14 protein-coding genes are annotated in these 18,018 nt (G+C 63.5%); 1 reads left to right on the forward strand and 13 read right to left on the reverse strand.

Annotated features, from left to right (window positions below; all coding sequences use genetic code 11):
• Positions 1–8 precede the first annotated feature (8 nt).
• From Q3A80_RS07600 to rfbB, 10 genes are all read right to left on the reverse strand, one after another.
• A complete protein-coding gene (locus Q3A80_RS07600) occupies positions 9–3,653 on the reverse strand; it encodes a glycosyltransferase family 4 protein (RefSeq protein ID WP_446328464.1) in 3,645 nt (1,214 codons plus the stop codon).
• Positions 3,653–5,110: a methyltransferase domain-containing protein gene (locus Q3A80_RS07605; protein ID WP_446328465.1), complete on the reverse strand. Its 1,458-nt coding sequence runs from the start codon at positions 5,108–5,110 to the stop codon at positions 3,653–3,655. The genes Q3A80_RS07600 and Q3A80_RS07605 overlap by 1 nt, the downstream gene beginning before the upstream one ends.
• Entirely contained in the window at positions 5,110–6,330 is a 1,221-nt protein-coding gene (locus Q3A80_RS07610; protein ID WP_446328466.1) for an ABC transporter ATP-binding protein, read from the reverse strand. The genes Q3A80_RS07605 and Q3A80_RS07610 overlap by 1 nt, the downstream gene beginning before the upstream one ends.
• On the reverse strand, positions 6,330–7,124 hold the full coding sequence (locus tag Q3A80_RS07615) for an ABC transporter permease (RefSeq protein ID WP_446328467.1): 795 nt from the start codon (positions 7,122–7,124) through the stop codon (positions 6,330–6,332). Before Q3A80_RS07615 ends, Q3A80_RS07610 begins: the two co-directional genes overlap by 1 nt.
• Entirely contained in the window at positions 7,124–8,569 is a 1,446-nt protein-coding gene (locus Q3A80_RS07620; RefSeq protein ID WP_446328468.1) for a mannose-1-phosphate guanylyltransferase/mannose-6-phosphate isomerase, read from the reverse strand. The genes Q3A80_RS07615 and Q3A80_RS07620 overlap by 1 nt, the downstream gene beginning before the upstream one ends.
• A 235-nt stretch (positions 8,570–8,804) precedes the next feature.
• Positions 8,805–10,010, reverse strand: coding sequence for a sulfotransferase family 2 domain-containing protein (locus tag Q3A80_RS07625; RefSeq protein ID WP_446328469.1), 1,206 nt, complete (start codon positions 10,008–10,010; stop codon positions 8,805–8,807).
• A gap of 73 nt (positions 10,011–10,083) precedes the next feature.
• The gene (gene rfbD, locus Q3A80_RS07630; protein ID WP_446328470.1) at positions 10,084–10,980 is read right to left on the reverse strand and encodes a dTDP-4-dehydrorhamnose reductase; all 897 of its coding nucleotides are present in this window, start codon (positions 10,978–10,980) and stop codon (positions 10,084–10,086) included.
• A complete protein-coding gene (gene rfbC / locus Q3A80_RS07635; RefSeq protein WP_446328471.1) occupies positions 10,973–11,524 on the reverse strand; it encodes a dTDP-4-dehydrorhamnose 3,5-epimerase in 552 nt (183 codons plus the stop codon). The genes rfbD and rfbC overlap by 8 nt, the downstream gene beginning before the upstream one ends.
• Positions 11,509–12,402 (reverse strand): glucose-1-phosphate thymidylyltransferase RfbA, encoded by an 894-nt coding sequence (gene rfbA, locus Q3A80_RS07640; RefSeq protein WP_446328472.1) that lies wholly within the window; start codon positions 12,400–12,402, stop codon positions 11,509–11,511. The genes rfbC and rfbA overlap by 16 nt, the downstream gene beginning before the upstream one ends.
• Positions 12,403–12,413: 11 nt before the next feature.
• Complete coding sequence (rfbB, locus tag Q3A80_RS07645) at positions 12,414–13,475, reverse strand: dTDP-glucose 4,6-dehydratase (protein ID WP_446328473.1); 1,062 nt, start codon at positions 13,473–13,475, stop codon at positions 12,414–12,416.
• A 342-nt stretch (positions 13,476–13,817) separates the two neighbouring features.
• Here rfbB and Q3A80_RS07650 point away from each other — a divergent pair, with 342 nt between their 5' ends.
• Complete coding sequence (locus Q3A80_RS07650; RefSeq protein WP_446328474.1) at positions 13,818–14,657, forward strand: symmetrical bis(5'-nucleosyl)-tetraphosphatase; 840 nt, start codon at positions 13,818–13,820, stop codon at positions 14,655–14,657.
• 46 nt (positions 14,658–14,703) lie between these two features.
• Here the strand turns inward: Q3A80_RS07650 and Q3A80_RS07655 are convergent, their stop codons facing one another.
• The 3 genes from Q3A80_RS07655 to Q3A80_RS07665 all read right to left on the reverse strand — a co-directional run bounded on the left by Q3A80_RS07655 (position 14,704) and on the right by Q3A80_RS07665 (position 17,972).
• A complete protein-coding gene (locus tag Q3A80_RS07655) occupies positions 14,704–15,561 on the reverse strand; it encodes a lysophospholipid acyltransferase family protein (protein ID WP_446328475.1) in 858 nt (285 codons plus the stop codon).
• A gap of 19 nt (positions 15,562–15,580) precedes the next feature.
• The gene (locus tag Q3A80_RS07660) at positions 15,581–16,867 is read right to left on the reverse strand and encodes a dihydroorotase (RefSeq protein ID WP_446328476.1); all 1,287 of its coding nucleotides are present in this window, start codon (positions 16,865–16,867) and stop codon (positions 15,581–15,583) included.
• 73 nt (positions 16,868–16,940) lie between these two features.
• Complete coding sequence (locus tag Q3A80_RS07665) at positions 16,941–17,972, reverse strand: aspartate carbamoyltransferase catalytic subunit (RefSeq protein WP_446328477.1); 1,032 nt, start codon at positions 17,970–17,972, stop codon at positions 16,941–16,943.
• Positions 17,973–18,018 lie beyond the last annotated feature (46 nt).

An 18,018-nucleotide genomic window follows, 5' to 3' on the forward strand; every position in this document is an offset into this window, starting at 1 on the left:
CGCCGGCCCTATATCTTTTCCGTCAGCATCGCTGCACTCTGCCGCCACGACAGGAACGGCATCCCGACCGACAGCGGGATCGTGCCCGAGGCCTTTCCGGCCAACCACTCGCGAATGGCGCCAGCCAGCGCGGACGCGTCGTTCGCCGCGAAATACGATGCGTGCTCGCCAGCTACTTCGCGGAAAACCGGCAGGTCGCGGGCCAGGATTGGCACGCCGTGCTGCGCCGCCTCGATCAGCGGTAGCCCGAAACCCTCTCCGGTGGACGCTGCAATCAGGCAACCGCTCGCCGCGTACACCTTCTCGAGAAACTCGTCGCTGATGCTCTCCAGCCAGAATAGCCGGCGCCCCTGCTCCGCGTGAGAACGCAGCCGGTTGGCCAGATTGTCCATCATCCAGCCCTGCTTGCCGACAATAACGAGATTCACGTCGACGCCGGACGCCCACAATTGCTCGAATGCCTCTAGTACCTGCGTGTGTCCCTTGCGCGGCTCGAGGGTGCCAACCATCAGGAAACTCGCTCGCGCGGCCAGCGCCGCCAGCACCGTTGCCGCATTTTTCGGCATGCCGGTGGTCGGCACGGAGTTTGCGATATCCGAGCCGAGGTGGAACCAGTTCAGCGCGAACGGCCGCCGGCGCGCGATCTTGCGTCCGGCCATCCAGCCCTCGAATTCATCGGCGACCGCCCTCGAGATGCACACCGCGCCGTCGCTTTCGGCGACGATATCCAGCCAGCGCACGAAGTGATCGACGACGTGCTGCTCAAAATGATTGTCACGCAGCGGCAGCAGATCGTAGACGACAAACTTGACCCGCACGCCCTGCTCGCGCAACTTCTGGTAGAAGCCGGCGTAATGCGGCACGACTGCCGGCGCGAGATCGAGCCCGAGAAATACATCGCCAGGGCCATACTCGATCGAATCGTCAGTCAGCGAATTGTCTTCCTTCCCGAGAAAGCGCGCCATGTAGCGTCTCGCGTAGCGATACGGCTGATCCGCAGTCGCATACACCGGCTCGACGCGATAGCCTTCGGGCGGCTGCAACATCCACTCCCGGAGAATGCTGCGCACGACGCGCTGGATGCCGCTCTTCGCATCGCGCTGCACCAGTTCGGAAATATCGACGAGCAACTGACGCGTGTTCGACACACCGTCGACGAGCCGCGACGCAAGCAGTGCCGTGCTGTCTTCCCAGTTCAGCCAGGAAATGCCCGTCGGCTTCGGATGCTGCCCAAGCCGGTACAGCTCGATCCACGCCGCGAGCGCCGCGCTCAGTTCGCCGGCCGAATTGCCGCCGAAATAATAGGCGCCGTCGCCAGCGACCTCGCGAAATACGGGAATGTCCCGCGCGACGACGGGCAGTCCGTAGTAGGCGGCCTCGATCAACGACAGGCCGAAACCCTCGTTGACGCTGGCGGCGACGAGGCCGCTGGCAGACTTGTACAGACTGACAAGATAGTTGTCGTCGATGCCGGCCAGCCAGAACAGGCGCTTGCCGAATTCCGGGTGCTTGCGCATCTTGTCCGCGAGCGCATCCATCTTCCACCCAAGACGCCCGACGAAGGTCAGGCACACGTCCTGCCCTGCCGACCACAATCCCTCGACCGCCTCCAGAACCTGTGCCTGGTTCTTGCGCGGCTCGATGGTCGACACGCACAGGAAGCTCGGACGGCTCTGCATTGCAGCGATCACCGCCGCCGCGTCAGGTGGCAGCGCACCCTCAACCACCTCCGGGAAATCGACACCAATGTGCGCCCACGTACTGCGGAAGTTCGGCGACGTCGGGATGTTCTTGTCGCGAATCCAGGCCAGCAGCGCGTCGGAGGTCGCCCGGGAAATGCAGATAGTGCCGTCCGTCATCGCCATGACAGCCAGGAGTTGTTCGTGCAGCGCCTTCAGGTTCGCGTCGAAGAAATACTCCGGAAACTCGATCGGCAGCAAATCGTAGACCAGGAACTTGACGTACACGCCCTGCTGCCTGAGCTTCTGATAAAACGCCGCCTGTGCGATCTGAACGGAGTGTTGCATGTCCAGACCGAAGAACACATCACCGCGCTGCCATTGCACGTCGCTGTCCTGGATCGAGTCGTCCGCCGGCTCACCGAGGAACTTCTGCGTGAAGCGGCGAGCGTACCGATATCCGTGAGCCATCGTCGCATACACGGGCTGTACTCGATATCCTGCTGGCGGATGCTTCAGCAAGCAGTCCAGATAGTTCCTGACGACCCGCTGCACGCCCGTGCCCGCATCGTTCTGACAAAACTCCGATACGTCGACCAGAATCTGTCGTACATAGCCCGTCGCCTGGTTCTGCGCAAGGCACGCGGAAAGCGGGACCAGCATATTCCTGTCTGCTGACCGGGCGGCCTTCGCCGCCACGAGTTCGACCAGGCGTTCCTGCTCGCGGGACTGCTCGAGCCACGAAGGTCGGGGCGGAGGATCGAGCTTCTCCCATTCGGCGATCGCCCGGCGGCCTACCGCATCCCACGAGAATTTCCCGGCCTGCGTCAGGCCGTGCTCGCGCAGCTGCTGGCGGAACGCCGAATCCTCCAGCACCTCGGCCAGCTTCCGCGACATAGCGGGCACGTCCATCGGATCGAACATCGCGTCATGCCAGCCCATGACCTCCGGCAGGCTGCCCGCATGCGCGCAGATGACAGGCGCGCCGCATGCCATCGCCTCGAGCACCGGCAGACCGAATCCTTCGTGCCACGACGGGAAGACGAATGCGTCGCAGATCGCGTACAGCGCGTGCAGATCCTCGTCGCTGACGAAGCCGGTGAACTTCAGTTCGGATTCCTTCACGCCGAACCGTGCCGCGTGCCCGTAAAGCTCGGCCTTGACGGATTCCGGGATCTTGCCGACGAAGACTAACTGCACCTTCGCGCGAAGCTCACCGGCCAGCAGCGAATACGCCTCGATCAGCCGCGGCAGGTTCTTGCGTTCGTCCGCGCCGCCCGTATACAGCAGAAACGACGCGTTTATGCCGAATTGCCGGCGCAGACGATCGGCCTCGGCCGCATCGACGGCGATCGGTTTGAACGAATCCTCGATCGCCGACGATACCGCGATAATTCGCTCCGCCGGATAATCCAGATACTCGATCCCTTCCTGCCGAGAAAACTCGGAATTCGCGAGCAGCAATGCCGCCTTCTGCAGATAACTGATTTTGCGGTAGTAATGGCGCGACGTGACCGGATGCGGGTCGAGATATCGCTCCGCATGCACGAGCGGAATGAGATCGTGTAGCGTGACGCTGACCGGCGTGGCGCAATCGAATTGGCCAATGCTGGACACGCCGTACCCCGTCACGCCTTCAAACAGGCTGCCGACGTGCACGATGTCCGGCCGCAAGCTCGCGAGAAACGCCTCCCAGCTCAGTTCGGCGATCTCCCTGCGCGTGATGTTGTCGTCGAACACTTCCTCGACCGGCCCAATCGCGTGCCAAACACGAATATTTTCCTGTGGCAGCAACCCGTCGAATTCCGCGCGAATCGGTTCGATCGATTCATGCAGCATCCCGTTCAGAACCAGAACGACTTCATGCTCGCCGCGCACGCGCGCGACGCCTTTCGCAAAACCCAGCACATAGCGGCCAATCCCGCGGAATCGGCTCTCGGTCTGCGCACCTTGCATGTCGATAACAATGCGCATCAATTCTTCTCCTGCTGCAGTCGGTCGAATTCGGCGACCAGGCGTGCGTGAATGCGATTCGCATGTGCGCTCAGATTGTCGACGTGAATGTGCGTCGATGCGCCGGCTACTGGCTGGCTTGCCGCAGCCGCAGCCACGTAGGGCACGAGGCGCGCCTTCAGGCGCGGCACGCGATTGACGATTGCCACTGCGAGGCGGCGCAACGCCGGTTGCCGATATGCGTAGCGCACTGCACGCTTCACCTGCTGTTTCAGTGCCTGCTTCGCCGGTGCGACTCCCTTGCCGCGCAAGCCGCGGCTCACCCAGCGCAGCGGAGCGGTGAGCCGCCATGACGTGCTGCGATAGACGGCCTGCAGATGCGCATAGGTCTGCTGTGCCACATCGTGTTGGTGCTGAGCGCGCGCCTCGGCATCGCGCAGCTTGCTCTCGGCCAGTGCGAGTTGAGCCTCGAGCTGCCGGCACCGATCTTCGACATGCAGCAACTGCGCATCGATCACTCTCGAACTGGCCATCCGGGCCAGTTCTTCGGCATGCTGCGTGCGCGCCTCGACCTCGTGCAGATACTTCTCGGCCAGCAGCCGTTGCTCCTCGGCGAACCGGCTTCGATCCTCCGCGAGTTGCAATCGCCCTTCCGCCAGCCGCAGTTGCCCCTCGACGGCTTGAAGTCGAACGCCCATCTGTTGGACACGACCGCCGATTTGCGAAATATCCGACGTCAATCCGGCTTCGTATCGCTGAATCAGCGTATCGATCGTCAGGCCGTATTCCGCGTCGAACGCGTCGTCGAACACGCCGTCGGTCGATTCCCAATTCTTCTGCGCGACAATCGCATAGTCGGGGCTCGCGCCACGAACAACGTCGAGGAGGTGGACCGGCGCCGCGGCGTCATGCAATTCCGGAGACTCCTGCAGACGGACGACCTTTACGCGATCGAAGCCCGCATGCTCGGCAACAAACGACAACAACAACGGCGGAATCGGCTTCTGGTGCGACGGATCCATGTAGAAATTGGTCGTCGCCACCGAGATGTTTTCCGGATTCGGCGTCTCGAGAATCAGCAAGCCGCCCGGCTTCAGCACACGCAGCGCTTCCCTGACGATCTCGCCGAGCTGTTCGAAGCTCACGTGTTCGACGACGTGGAATGCGGAAATCAACGCGTGGCTGTCGGATTCGAGCGCCGCGAGATAGGCGATTGCATCGCCCTGCTCGACCGGCAATCCGCGCTCACGGCATGCCTCGAGCATATCCGCATCGAGATCCACACCCATCGGTTCAAACCCGGCCTCGACCATCAGCTCGAGCCACTCGCCCCGGCCGCAACCGAGATCGAATGTCTTCCCGCCCGGATACTTCGCCGCAAGCGGCTGCAAGAAAGGCGAGTAGCTCGTCAGTCGGCTTTTGATCAGCTTGCGCGATCCCCGATACCGATCTTCAAATGCACGATAGAAACTATCCACTATGGCAAGCTCCGCACCGTCGTCGGCAGCCAGGCCACGCCGACAAAGTCCTGCATCTTGATATTGACGACATTGAACACGAGCGCGTGATCACGCCACTGATAGTTGTTGGCAAGATGCGCGTCACCCGTATGCAATGCGACAGCGACCGAATAACTGCCCACGCCGAGATTCGCGGTAAATTCGAAGCGCAACTCGATCACCTGTCCGGCTTCGAGCCCGACCATCACCTGTTTCAGGTGATAGGTGTTCGTACCAAACACCGTCTGTCCGAGCCGATCCTTGATCATGTAGCCGACCACCAGCTCGGGAATCGCCTCCACGCACCGGACCATCACGCGCAGCGCGACCGGTTGCCCGACGCCTGCAACCTCGATCGATTGGCCCGACTCGTCCAGCAACTCGACGGCGTCGATGACGGCCTCGCCCGTTCCGGACACTGTCTGCACCGCGCCGCTCTCGAGCCTTTCCTGACGAACGTCATGGTCCTTGCGGTCGGCCAGCATCGCGTTGTAGTAATCCATGACCGCCTCGGGCGGCCCTTCCATCTCCAGTCGCCCGGCGTTCAACAGGATCGCGCGGTCGCAGATTGCCTGAATTGCGGCCTTGTCATGCGCGACAATCAGCAGTGTTGTCCCGAGTTTGCGGAACTCACGAATCCGGTCGAAACTCTTGTGCTGAAAATATGCATCGCCAACCGACAACGCTTCGTCGACGATCAGCACATCGGGGCGACGCGCGGTCGCGACGCTGAATGCCAACCGCACTTGCATGCCGCTCGAATACACACGCACCGGCTGGTCGATGTATTCGCCGATTTCGGCAAACGCCTCGATTTCCGGCATCAGCGCGAGCAGCTCGTCGACGGAGTAACCCAGCAGTTGCCCTGCCATCATCACGTTCTGACGGCCGGTAAAGTCCGGGTGAAACCCCATCCCGAGCTCCAGCAGCGCGGCAACGCGACCGGTCATGGCCACGTTGCCGACGGTCGGCTGCGTGGTCCCGACGATCATCTTCAGCAGCGTGCTCTTGCCCGCACCATTGATGCCGATGATGCCCAGCGCTTCGCCGGATTGCACCGAGAAGCTCACGTCGCGCAACACCCAGTGCAGTGTGTGATGCGGCTTGCGGCGCGGGTCCATCCATTCCACGAGTCGCGACCAGCGCGTCGGGTACTGCTTGTAGGCCTTGCCCACATTGCTAACGGTAATGGTGCCCATCAGAGTTCATCCACCATTTCGCCCGCATGCTTGCGGAACAGGCTGAAGCCGAGCAAGCACAAGCCGACGCTCAGCGCCGTCACGAACCATAGTTGCGACCAGTCAGGCCACCGCGCCTGCATCATCACGACCTGGAAGGATTGGACCAGCGAGGCCATCGGGTTGAACTGCATTCCGGCCTGGATCGGCTTGGGCAGGATGTCGATCGAATAGACAATCGGCGTCAGCCAGAACCAGAAATTCAGCACGATGTTGAAGAATTGCCCGACATCCCGGAAGAAAACGTTCAGTACGCCAAGCGTGATCCCGAGGCCAATCGCGAACAACGTCAGCAGAATCAGGAGCGGAACAACGGCCGCGAACACGACACCCGGGAAGTTGCCGGTCACCAGCAGGAACGCCACAAACAGTCCGAACACGATCACGAAGTTGACCAGCGAGTTGGCCACCACGATCACGGGCAGACACAACCGTGGGAAGCTCAGCTTCTTGATCAGGTTGGCATTCTCAATGAACGCGTTCTGCGCGCGGCTGACGATTTCCACGAACATCCCCCACGGCAGCACACCCGCACACAGATGAATGCTGTACGCAAAGCCGCTGTCCACACCGGGCAGCCGCGCATGCATGACGCGCGAAAAGATCACCGTATAGACGACGATCATCGCGAGCGGGTTAAGGACAGTCCATGCCGCGCCAAGCAGGGAATTACGGTACTTGGACTGAAATTCCCGCTTGACGCTCCCCAGGATGAAGCCGCGATACGCCCATAGGGCTCTCAGCATGCCCAGCATCAAGCCCGCCCGTACACATCTTGGAAGCGGACGATGTCGTCTTCCCCGAGGTATTCACCGCTTTGCACCTCGATCATCACGAGATCCAGTACGCCCGGATTCTCGAGTCGGTGTTTGTGGCCCGCCGGGATGTAGGTCGACTCGTTGGTGCGCACGAAGATCTCGCGATCGCCATTGACGACCTTGGCCATTCCCGACACGACGATCCAGTGCTCGCTGCGGTGATGGTGCATCTGCAGGCTGAGGCTTGCACCCGGCTTGACTTCAATGCGCTTGATCTTGAATCGCGGCCCTTCTTCGAGCACCGTGTACGTGCCCCACGGCCGGCTCACGGTGCGATGCAACTTGTACGCGTCGTGATCGCGCTTCTTCAGGCGTGCAACGACTTGCTTCACATCCTGGGCGCGATCAGGATGCGCGACCAGCAGCGCATCCGGCGTATCGATGATCATCAGGTCGGCCACACCAACTGCCGCGACCACGCGATCCGGGCTTTGTACGTAGGTATTCCGGCTATCGACGAAGATCGCGTCACCGACGACGCGGTTGCTGTCTTGGTCCGGCTCGACCAGATCGCGCACCGCGCCCCACGAACCGATATCGCTCCATCCAAAACTGGACGGCACCACGGCCACATTCGACGAACGTTCCATCACTGCGTAGTCGATCGAGATGTCTGGCATCTTCTGGAACGATTCGGCCGGTATCTCGAGCATCGATGCCGTTGCCTTGTCGACTTGCATCGATGTCCAGCATGCGTCTGCGGCCGCAGCGACGTCCGGTGCGTGACGAGCCATCTCGTCGAGAATCGCGCCCGCACCGAAGCAGAACATGCCGGAATTCCACAGGTAGTTGCCCGTCGCCAGGTACTCGGCGGCCTTCGTCGCATCGGGTTTCTCGACGAAGCGCTGCACGATTCGGCCATTGCCGATCCGGTCGCCGGCCTCGATGTAACCGAAGCCGGTATCCGGGCAAGTCGGCACGATGCCGAACGTCACCAGTTTGCCCTGCTTCGCCAGGTCCACCGCGCTTGCGACAGCCTCGGCGAATCCTTGCTGATCCTGCACCAGGTGATCGGCAGCGAGCACCAGCATCAATGCATCACGCCCGTATTTTTCCGCCACATGGTGTGCCGCCATCGCGACCGCGGGTGCAGTATTCCGACCGGACGGCTCGAGCATGAATACGCCGGACTGCTGATCACCGAGCGCCGCGCAGACGAACTCGTCCTTGCTCATGAAGTAGTAGTCGCGGTTGGTGACCGTCAGCAACTCGGCGTGAGCAGCCTCGCTATCGTGACCGACCACCGCGGCCGCCCGACGGTACGTCTTCATCAGCAGGCTCTCGCCATCGGAGAGCTTCATGAACGGCTTCGGATGCCCTTCGCGGGAAACCGGCCAAAGCCGCGTGCCGGCACCACCGGACAGGATGACGGGGATTAACATCACATTCACTCCAGATTTAGTATCCGCTGACGAAGCCAACACCTTCGCCACTTGTATCAAACCACCGCCGGCGGGCCTGCCGGCCGATCGTAACCGACCAGGCCAAGCAGGAATTATAGCCGGCGAACTACGGCCTCCGAAACCGTCCGGGCGCCGGGAACGGCCGCTACACAAAGCTCGAACCCCGTGCCCTTTGCGCGGACCGCCCAAGCCGACCGCGCCGGACGACCATACGTTACCGAACCATTACCTCGACATCGCCGAACGCGCCGGATGGGCCGTCGTCGAGCCAGGTGATTCCTTCCTGAACCAGCGTCAACCGCAGCACGTGCGGCCCGGCCGCGGGCGGCGCCACGATCGACACTTGCATCTCGTGTTCTTCGCACGGCATCAGCGACCCGTTCAGTCTTGTTCGCTCTCCGTCAAACACCACGATCTGTGAGCACGCACGGTCGAGCCAGTGATACGATGCATGCACCGGGTTCGGCGCGCGACTGGACAACTGATAGTTGGACCGATTGGACAACCGGACGCGCACGGAAAACGACTCGTTCGCAGCAACTGTCGACGGTGCATCGAGCACCGTGATCGAAATTGCGGCCTTCGCCTGCGCCGTCACCGGCGCGTGCCAGGACTTCTTCAGCAGCGCATCCGATTGCTCGAAACGCTCGGCCAGCAACTCGCGCACCATACTGCCAAGGCGCTCCTCGAACAGCGCGCACCCCCATGCATAGAGCTCCTGATCGAGGACGGTCAGTTCATTGATCGCTTCGATTTCCTCGAACGACAGTTCATGAACGACGGGCCGATCGGAAGAGGTGTTGAGTCGCGGCGTGACAAACCTCGGGAAAAAGTCCATCGCGTAAGCAAGCAGGTTCATCGAGTCGCGCATGCGCTCGGTGATGCCGAAGAACGCGAACGACTCGAGCCGTTTTTTCGCGCGGCCCAGCAACTCGCGATCGTGCCTGCGTGCCGCGTACTCCCTGACCGCCGCGCGACCATAGCCGACCGGATCGCGCGTCAGCTTCTCGTAATCGAAATCGGCCGCGAGAAAGAGGGTCTGCGTATTGACGATGTCCCAGTTCGTTTCAGGATCCCGAACGAAATCCAGCAACGTCCACCCTTCATCGTTCATTTGTCGATGTCGATACGTGTCGGCATGGCGCTGCGCGTGCCTGTACCACGATACCGTGCGCTGCACCGGATCCCGCAACATCGTGATGTGAGTCAGGTCTCGTCCGACGAACGACTCGATGCCATACCAGTGATGCCCGCGAAACAGCCTGTATCGGTCGACGGATTCGCGGGGCAACACGAACAGTTCCTCGAGCACCTGCGCCGGGCAAACGTCTTCCCTGTCGAATTGATCTTCAAGGAAAGAAATGAGGGACGATCCTCCGGTCTTGGGAATGTGAAGGAAATAAACTGAATCCGTATGCATTGTCATCAATCGAAAATGAAAGCCGCGACGAAACTGCCCGGCCGGCGCCCCTCGTTTTCTCGTCCTGCCTGAGTCATTCAGCCAGACACAGCTGCAACGCGTCGTGCCAGTCCGGCATGTGCAGACCGAACGCCGCTGTCAGCTTGTCGAGCGCCAGCCTCGAATTGGCGGGCCGCTTCGCCGGAGTCGGATAGTCGCTCGATGCGATCGGCACGACCTTGGGTGCACGCTCGCTCATCGCGCTCGCGAAGATCGCTTCCGCAAAACCGCACCACGAAGTCGCACCAGCCGACGTGAGGTGATACACGCCAGAGCGGCGCACCCACCAGTCCGCCTCGGCCGAGGCAGCCCCCTGCGCGACAATGTGTGCCGTTGCCGCGGCAATCGTCTTTGCCCAGGTCGGCGCGCCGACCTGATCCGCGACGATGCGCAATTCCGGGCGCTCGGCGCCAAGCTTCAGCATCGTCAGGAGGAAGTTCCTGCCGCGTCGCCCATACACCCAGCTCGTGCGCAGAATCAGATGCGCACAGCCAGTCGCCGCGATCGCCCGCTCGCCTTCCAGCTTCGTCGCACCGTAAACATTCACCGGATTCGTCGCGTCGCCTTCCGTGTACGGGCTCGCCTTCGTGCCATCGAACACGTAATCGGTCGAGTAGTGAATCAGCGTACCGCCGATGCGCGCCAGCTCTTCTGCAAACACGCGCGGCACGTCGGCATTCAACCGGCGCGCCGCCTCGATATCGGCCTCAGCCTTGTCCACCGCCGTGTATGCAGCGGGATTCACGATCAACGACGGCTTCAGCTCGCGCACGACGTCGCGCACGCGAGCGAGATCGGAAAGGTCGAGCATCGACCTGTCGCACGAGACCACACGACCGAGCCCTTGCAACGTACGCAGCAACTCGAATCCGACTTGACCGGTCACCCCCGTCACGAGGATCGTCGGCTCGAGATGTCGGCCCTCACGCATAGACTTCGGCCTCGCTCAGGCACTTGCCCGCCGCGTCCTTCGCCGCCAGCAGCGGTTCGCCATCGAGCGGCCACTCGATGCCGATCTCTGCATCGTTCCATACGATGCAACGTTCGTGTTCGGGGTACCAGTAATCGGTCGTCTTGTACAGGAACTGCGCCGCTTCCGACAGCACGACAAAGCCGTGCGCGAAGCCCGGCGGCACCCACAGCTGCCGATGGTTGTCCGCCGACAGCGTCACGCCCGCCCACTTACCGAAGTTCGGCGAGCTGCGACGAATGTCCACCGCCACGTCGAATACCTCGCCTTCGACCACGCGCACGAGCTTGCCCTGCGCATGCTCAACCTGATAGTGCAGCCCGCGCAGCACGCCCTTCGTCGAGCGCGAATGATTGTCCTGGACGAATTCGATGCCGGGGCTGACCTGCTCCGCGAATTCGCGCCCGTTGAAGCTCTCGTAAAAATACCCTCGCGCATCACCGAACACCTTCGGCTCGATAAGCTTGACCTCGGGTAGCGCCGTTGCCGTTACTTGGATAGCCATGCGACCTGATTCGTAAGAAGGTTCCTGAGGTACTGCCCATAGGCGTTCTTCGATAGCGGCTGAGCCAGCTTCAGCACCTGCTCCTCGTCGATCCAGCCCCTGCGATACGCGATCTCCTCAGGGCATGCGACGACGAGCCCCTGTCGCTTCTGCAGCGTCGCGATAAAGCTCGCCGCTTCGATCAGCGAATCATGGGTACCTGTATCGAGCCACGCATAACCGCGCCCCATGATCTCGACGTTCAGCGCACCGTCGGCGAGATAGCGCGAATTAACGTCGGTGATCTCCAGTTCCCCGCGCGCCGACGGCTTGATGTCGGCCGCGATATCGCACACGCGATTGTCGTAAAAATACAAACCCGTGACCGCATAGTTCGAACGCGGCTTCTCCGGCTTCTCTTCGATCGACAACACACGGAATGCCTGGTCGAACTCGACGACGCCGTAACGCTCCGGATCGTGCACGTGGTACGCGAACACGGTCGCCCCGCTCTCCTGCGCATGCGCACGCTCGAGCTGCTTCGCGAGATCGTGGCCGTAGAAGATGTTGTCGCCGAGAATCAGCGCCGACGGGTCGTTGCCGACGAATTCCTTGCCGATGATGAACGCCTGGGCGAGGCCGTCGGGCGACGGCTGCACCGCGTACTGGATGTTCATGCCCCACTGGCTGCCGTCGCCGAGCATCGACTCGAAGCGCGGCGTGTCCTGCGGCGTCGAGATGATCAGCACGTCGCGGATGCCGGCGACCATCAGCGTCGACAGCGGGTAGTAGATCATCGGCTTGTCGTACACGGGCAGCAACTGCTTCGAGACGACGTGCGTGATCGGGTACAGCCGCGTACCCGAACCGCCCGCGAGGATGATGCCTTTACGTGCCATCGCGTGTCTCCTCAAGCGCGCTTCGCGTAGTTGGTTTCGACCCACTTGCGGTACTCGCCCGACGCGACTTCGTCGGCCCACACCTGGTTGTCCAGATACCAGTCGACGGTCTTCGCGAGGCCCGTCTCGAACGTTTCCGCCGGCTTCCAGCCGAGCTCGCGCTCGAGCTTGCGCGCGTCGATCGCGTAGCGGCGATCGTGGCCGGGGCGATCCGTCACGTAGGTGATCTGGTCGCGATACGAACCGGCCGCCTTCGGGCGCGCCTTGTCGAGCAGATCGCACAGCGTGTGCACGACTTCGAGGTTCTTCTTCTCGTTCCAGCCGCCGACGTTGTACGTCTCGCCCGGCACGCCCCGCGCCAGTACCTCGCGGATCGCGCTGCAATGGTCGCCCACGTACAGCCAGTCGCGCACGTTCTGGCCGTCGCCGTACACGGGCAGCGGCTTGCCGGCGAGCGCGTTCGCGATCATCAGCGGAATCAGCTTTTCGGGGAACTGGTACGGGCCGTAGTTGTTCGAACAGTTCGTCGTCAGCGTCGGCAGGCCGTACGTGTGATGGTACGCACGCACGAGATGATCCGAGCCGGCCTTGGTCGCGGAGTACGGGCTGTTCGGCGCGTACGGCGTCGTCTCGGAGAATTGCGGGTCGGTCGCGGACAGCGAGCCGAACACTTCGTCGGTCGACACGTGCAGAAAGCGGAACGCGGCCTTGTCGGCGCCGTTCAGGCCGTTCCAGTACTGGCGAGCGGCCTCCAGCAGCGTGAACGTGCCGACGACGTTGGTCTGCACGAAATCGGCCGGGCCGTGGATCGAGCGGTCGACGTGGCTTTCGGCGGCGAAATGCAGCACCGCGCGCGGCTTGTGCTCGGCGAACAGCGCGTCGAGCGCGGTACGATCGCAGATGTCGACGCGGGCGAACACGTGCTTCGGATTGCCGTCGAGCGATTGCAGCGTGCGAAGGTTGCCGGCATAGGTCAGCTTGTCGACATTGAGCACCGCTTCGTCAGCATCGCGCAGCCAGTCGAGTACGAAGTTCGCACCGATAAACCCTGCGCCGCCCGTGACCAGAATCATGAGACTCCCTGGGTAGTAATGCGCGCCGAGCACCTTTCGGCGGCCGCCGCGTCAAAATTCGAAGCACCTGGCGATGGTCGCCACATCAGACCGCGGATTTTAACCGGTCGGCATGACCGCCAAAGTCATGAAATGCTAATTTTGTTCGGGAAAACCACAATTATAGGTAGCCGCGCCGCGCAAAAGCCATGCCGCTAACAACTTGATACAGCGCTCCGCACCTGTGCCGAGGATGAAATTTCCTGTCAAATCAAGGCTGTTTCAGAGAACAACAATCGTAAAATGGCGCAGCGTTCCGCGTACTCTTCTTTCATCTGAGAAATCAGCAGGGATTCGCCTCTCATGACCAGCACTCCCGTTGCCATCGGCGACATCCAAGGCTGTCATTCAGCTTTCCGGTCATTGCTCGAAAAGCTGTCAGCCCTCGCCGACACCCCGCTCTGGATCGCCGGCGACATCGTCAACCGCGGCCCCGGCTCGCTGGCGTCGCTGCGCACGCTGGTCGACCTCGGCCCGCGCGTGACCGCAGTCCTCGGCAACCACGACCTTCACCTGCTCGCCGTCTCGGCCGGCATCCGCACCGAACGCCCCGGCGACACCATCGGCGAAATCCTCGACGCCCCGGACGCCGAAGCACTGCTGGACTGGGTCCGCCACCGCCCGTTCGCGCACTTCGAAAACGACATGCTGCTGGTCCATGCCGGCGTACTGCCGCAGTGGGATGCCACGCTCGTACTGGAACTCGCGGACGAACTCCAGCGCGCGCTGCGCGCGCCCGACTGGCGCGACACGCTTGAAGGCCTGTACGGCAACGAACCGAATCAATGGAGTCCGAACCTGAAAAAACGCGACCGGATGCGCGTCGCGTTCAACGCGTTCACGCGTCTGCGCTTCTGCACGCCGGACGGTGCGATGGAGTTCAAGACGAACGGCGGCCCCGAAAGCGCGCCGCCGGGCTACCTGCCGTGGTTCGACGTGCCGGGCCGCCGCACTGAAGACGTGACGCTCGTATTCGGCCACTGGGCCGCGCTCGGCCTGATGCTGCGCGACAACGTGGTCGCGCTCGATTCGGGGTGCGTATGGGGAAATCAGTTGTCGGCCGTGCACCTGACGGCCGATCCGGCACAGCGCACGGTCACGCAGGTGCAGTGCGAAGCGTGCCGCACGCCGGGCGGCGAATAGCCCGCGCACATCGCCCGCACACACCGCGCGCGGGCGAAATAAAGCATCACCCCTCGCGCCCCGGCACCGGCTCCTCGGCCGCCGCATCGCCCGCGGCTCCGGCGCCGACTTCGGTCGCCGGATACGCATGCTTCTCGAGCTCCGCCAGCGCTTCGGGCGACGGCTTGCCGACCTTCGCCTGCATCGCTGCGAGCGCGGCCGCGATCGCATCGCGCGCCGCCGCCGACGTCGTGCGCCGATCGCCGCCCGGCGCGATCGGCTCGCACACGTACAGATGCGCGACGAGCGGGCCGCCGCGCAGCACCATGTCGAGCGACTTCCCGAGCGACAGCTCGCCCGTGTAGGCCGGCGCGACCGACTGCCGGCCCCGCGCGTCCTCGTACATCAGGCACACCGGCTGCACCGCGCAGCCGGCCGACACCGCGGCCTGGAACAGGTTCGCGTGAAACGGCAGCAGCGCCTGCCCGTCCGACGTCGTGCCTTCCGGAAACACGCACATCAGCCCGCCGTTACGCAGCCGCTCGGCCATCTCGTGCATGATCCGCATCGCCTCGGTGCGCTTCTCGCGCTGCAGGAACACGGTATCGAGCTTCTCGGCCAGCCAGCCGACGACCGGCCACTGCCGCACCTCGGCCTTCGACACGAACGGCGTGGGCCGCCACGCGTTGATCGTATAGATGTCGAGCCACGACACGTGATTGCCGACCACGAGTGCGCTCGCGTCGAGCCGCGCGCCGTCGTTGTGCACGACGACGCGCATCCCGCAGATCCGCAGCATCTTGAGCGACCAGCGGCGCGTCAGCTCGGCGCGCTGCGCGGGCGTGACATGCGAAAAGCGCAGCGCGACGATCGCCATGCCGCGCAGCAGGTGAAAGACGAGACGCAGCTTGCGAAGAGCGGTCATGGCGAGGATCCGGCGTGGTTCAGTGACGCTCGAACGCGACCTGCCCGGCCACGAGCGTCGCACGCACGCAGGCCGGCAGTTCGTAGCCGAGGAATGGCGAGTTGTGGCCCTGGCTCTTCAGCGCGCGCGGCTCGACACGCCAGTGCGCACGCGGATCGAACACGCACAGGTCGGCCGCGCCGCCTTCGGCCAGGCGGCCCGCCGGCAATTGCAGCACGTCGGCCGGCGCGGCAGTGATGCGGCGCAGCGCCTGCGCGAGCGGCGTATTCGTTTCGTCGGCCCACTTCACCGCCAGCGACAGCAGCAGTTCGAGCCCCGTCGCGCCGGGCGTCGCTTCGGCGAACGGCAGCAGTTTCTCGTCGTCGTCGACCGGCGTGTGGTCGGAGCAGATCGCGTCGATCGTGCCGTCGGCAAGCGCCGCGCGGATCGCTTCGCGGTCGCGTTCGCCGCGCAGCGGCGGATCGAGCCGGAACTGCGAATCGAAATAGCCGATGTCGACGTCGATCAGGTGCAGGTGGTTCGCGCTGACGTCGCAGGTCACGGGCAGCCCTTCGGCCTTCGCGTCGCGCACGAGCGCGAGCCCGGCCGCCGACGACAGGCGCGCGAGGTGCACGCGCGCGCCCGTGACGCGCATCAGTTCGAAGATCGTGTGCAGCGCGATCGTCTCGGCCGCGACGGGCACGCCGGACAACCCGAGCCGCGACGCGAGCGCACCGCTCGCGGCAACGCCGCCGCGGCCGATGAACGCATCGAGCGGACGCAGCCACGTCGTGTAGCCATAGGTGCTCGCGTACTGCAGCGCGCGCAGCAGCACCTGCGTGTCGCGCACCGGCACGTTCGCATGCGTGAAGCCGACGCAGCCGGATTCGGTCAGCGCGACCATCTCGGTGATCACTTCGCCCTTCAGGCCGACGGTGAGCGCGCCGAGCGGATGCACGTTGGCCTGGCGCAGGTTGCGTGCGCGGAACTTGAGCATCTCGACGAGGCCCGGCTCGTCGAGCACGGGGTCGGTGTCCGGCGGGCACACGAGCGTCGTCACGCCGCCCGCGACGGCCGCAGCCATCTCGGACGCGAGCGTCGCCTTGTGCTCGTAGCCCGGCTCGCGCAGCCGCGCGCACAGGTCGACGAGGCCGGGCGCGACGATCTGGCCCGACGCGTCGATCGTCTTGTCCGCGTTGAAACCGGCCGGCGCCGAACCGGCTGCGGCGAACGCGGCGATCTTGCCGTCCGCGACGAATACGTCGGCCTGCCGTTCGGTGCCGGCGACCGGATCGATCAGCGTGCCGCCTTGGATATGAATCTTCATGCGCTGTCTGTGAATGCGTTGATTGCGTTGAGTGCCTGGATCAGGATGCGCGGAAACGGGTTCAGTCGCGGGCTCAGTCGCTGTTGCCGGCGACGATGCCCATCACCGCCATCCGCACGGCGATGCCGAAGGTGACCTGGTTGAGGATCACCGACTGCGGACCGTCGGCGACCTGCGAGTCGATCTCGACGCCGCGGTTCATCGGCCCCGGGTGCATCACGATCGCATCGGGCGCGGCGAGCGCGAGGCGCTCGGGCGTCAGGCCCCAGGTCTTGAAATACTCCTGCGCGGACGGCAGCAGCGCGCCGCTCATCCGCTCGTTCTGCAGGCGCAGCATGATGATCACGTCGACGCCCTTCAGCCCCTCGTCGAGGTTGTGGAACACCTTCACGCCCATCTGCTCGAGACCGCCCGGCAGCAGCGTGCGCGGGCCGATCGCGCGCACTTCCGGCACGCCGAGCGTGGTGAGCGCGTGGATGTCGGAGCGCGCGACGCGCGAATGCAGGATGTCGCCGACGATCGCCACGCGCAGCTTCGTGAAGTCGCGCTTGTAGTGGCGGATCGTGTACATGTCGAGCAGGCCCTGCGTCGGGTGTGCATGACGGCCGTCGCCGGCGTTGATCACGTGCACGTGCGGCGCGCAGTGCTCGGCGATCAGGTACGGCGCGCCGCTCGATGCGTGGCGCACGACGAACAGGTCGGCGTGCATCGCCGACAGGTTGTTGATCGTGTCGAGCAGCGACTCGCCCTTGCTCGTCGACGATGCATTGATGTTCAGGTTCAGCACGTCGGCCGACAGGCGCGTCGCGGCGATCTCGAACGTCGTGCGCGTGCGCGTGGAGTTCTCGAAGAACAGGTTGAACACCGACTTGCCGCGCAACAGCGGCACCTTCTTCACCTCGCGGTCCGTCACGCTGACGAACTGCTCGGCCGTATCGAGGATGTGGTTGACGATCGAGCGCGGCAGGCCCTCGATCGACAGCAGGTGTTTCAGCTCGCCGTTCTTCGTGAGCTGCGGGTTGCCCTTCAGGAAACCGTAGCGGAACCGCTCGGGGCTCGCGGACGCAGCGGGATTGCCGGTGCGGCCAGTGGTGTCGGTGGTCATGGTGTGCGTGATTCCAACTATGCAAACGGGCCGCGGCGCGAACCGG

Source organism: Burkholderia sp. SR8, assembly GCF_052851275.1.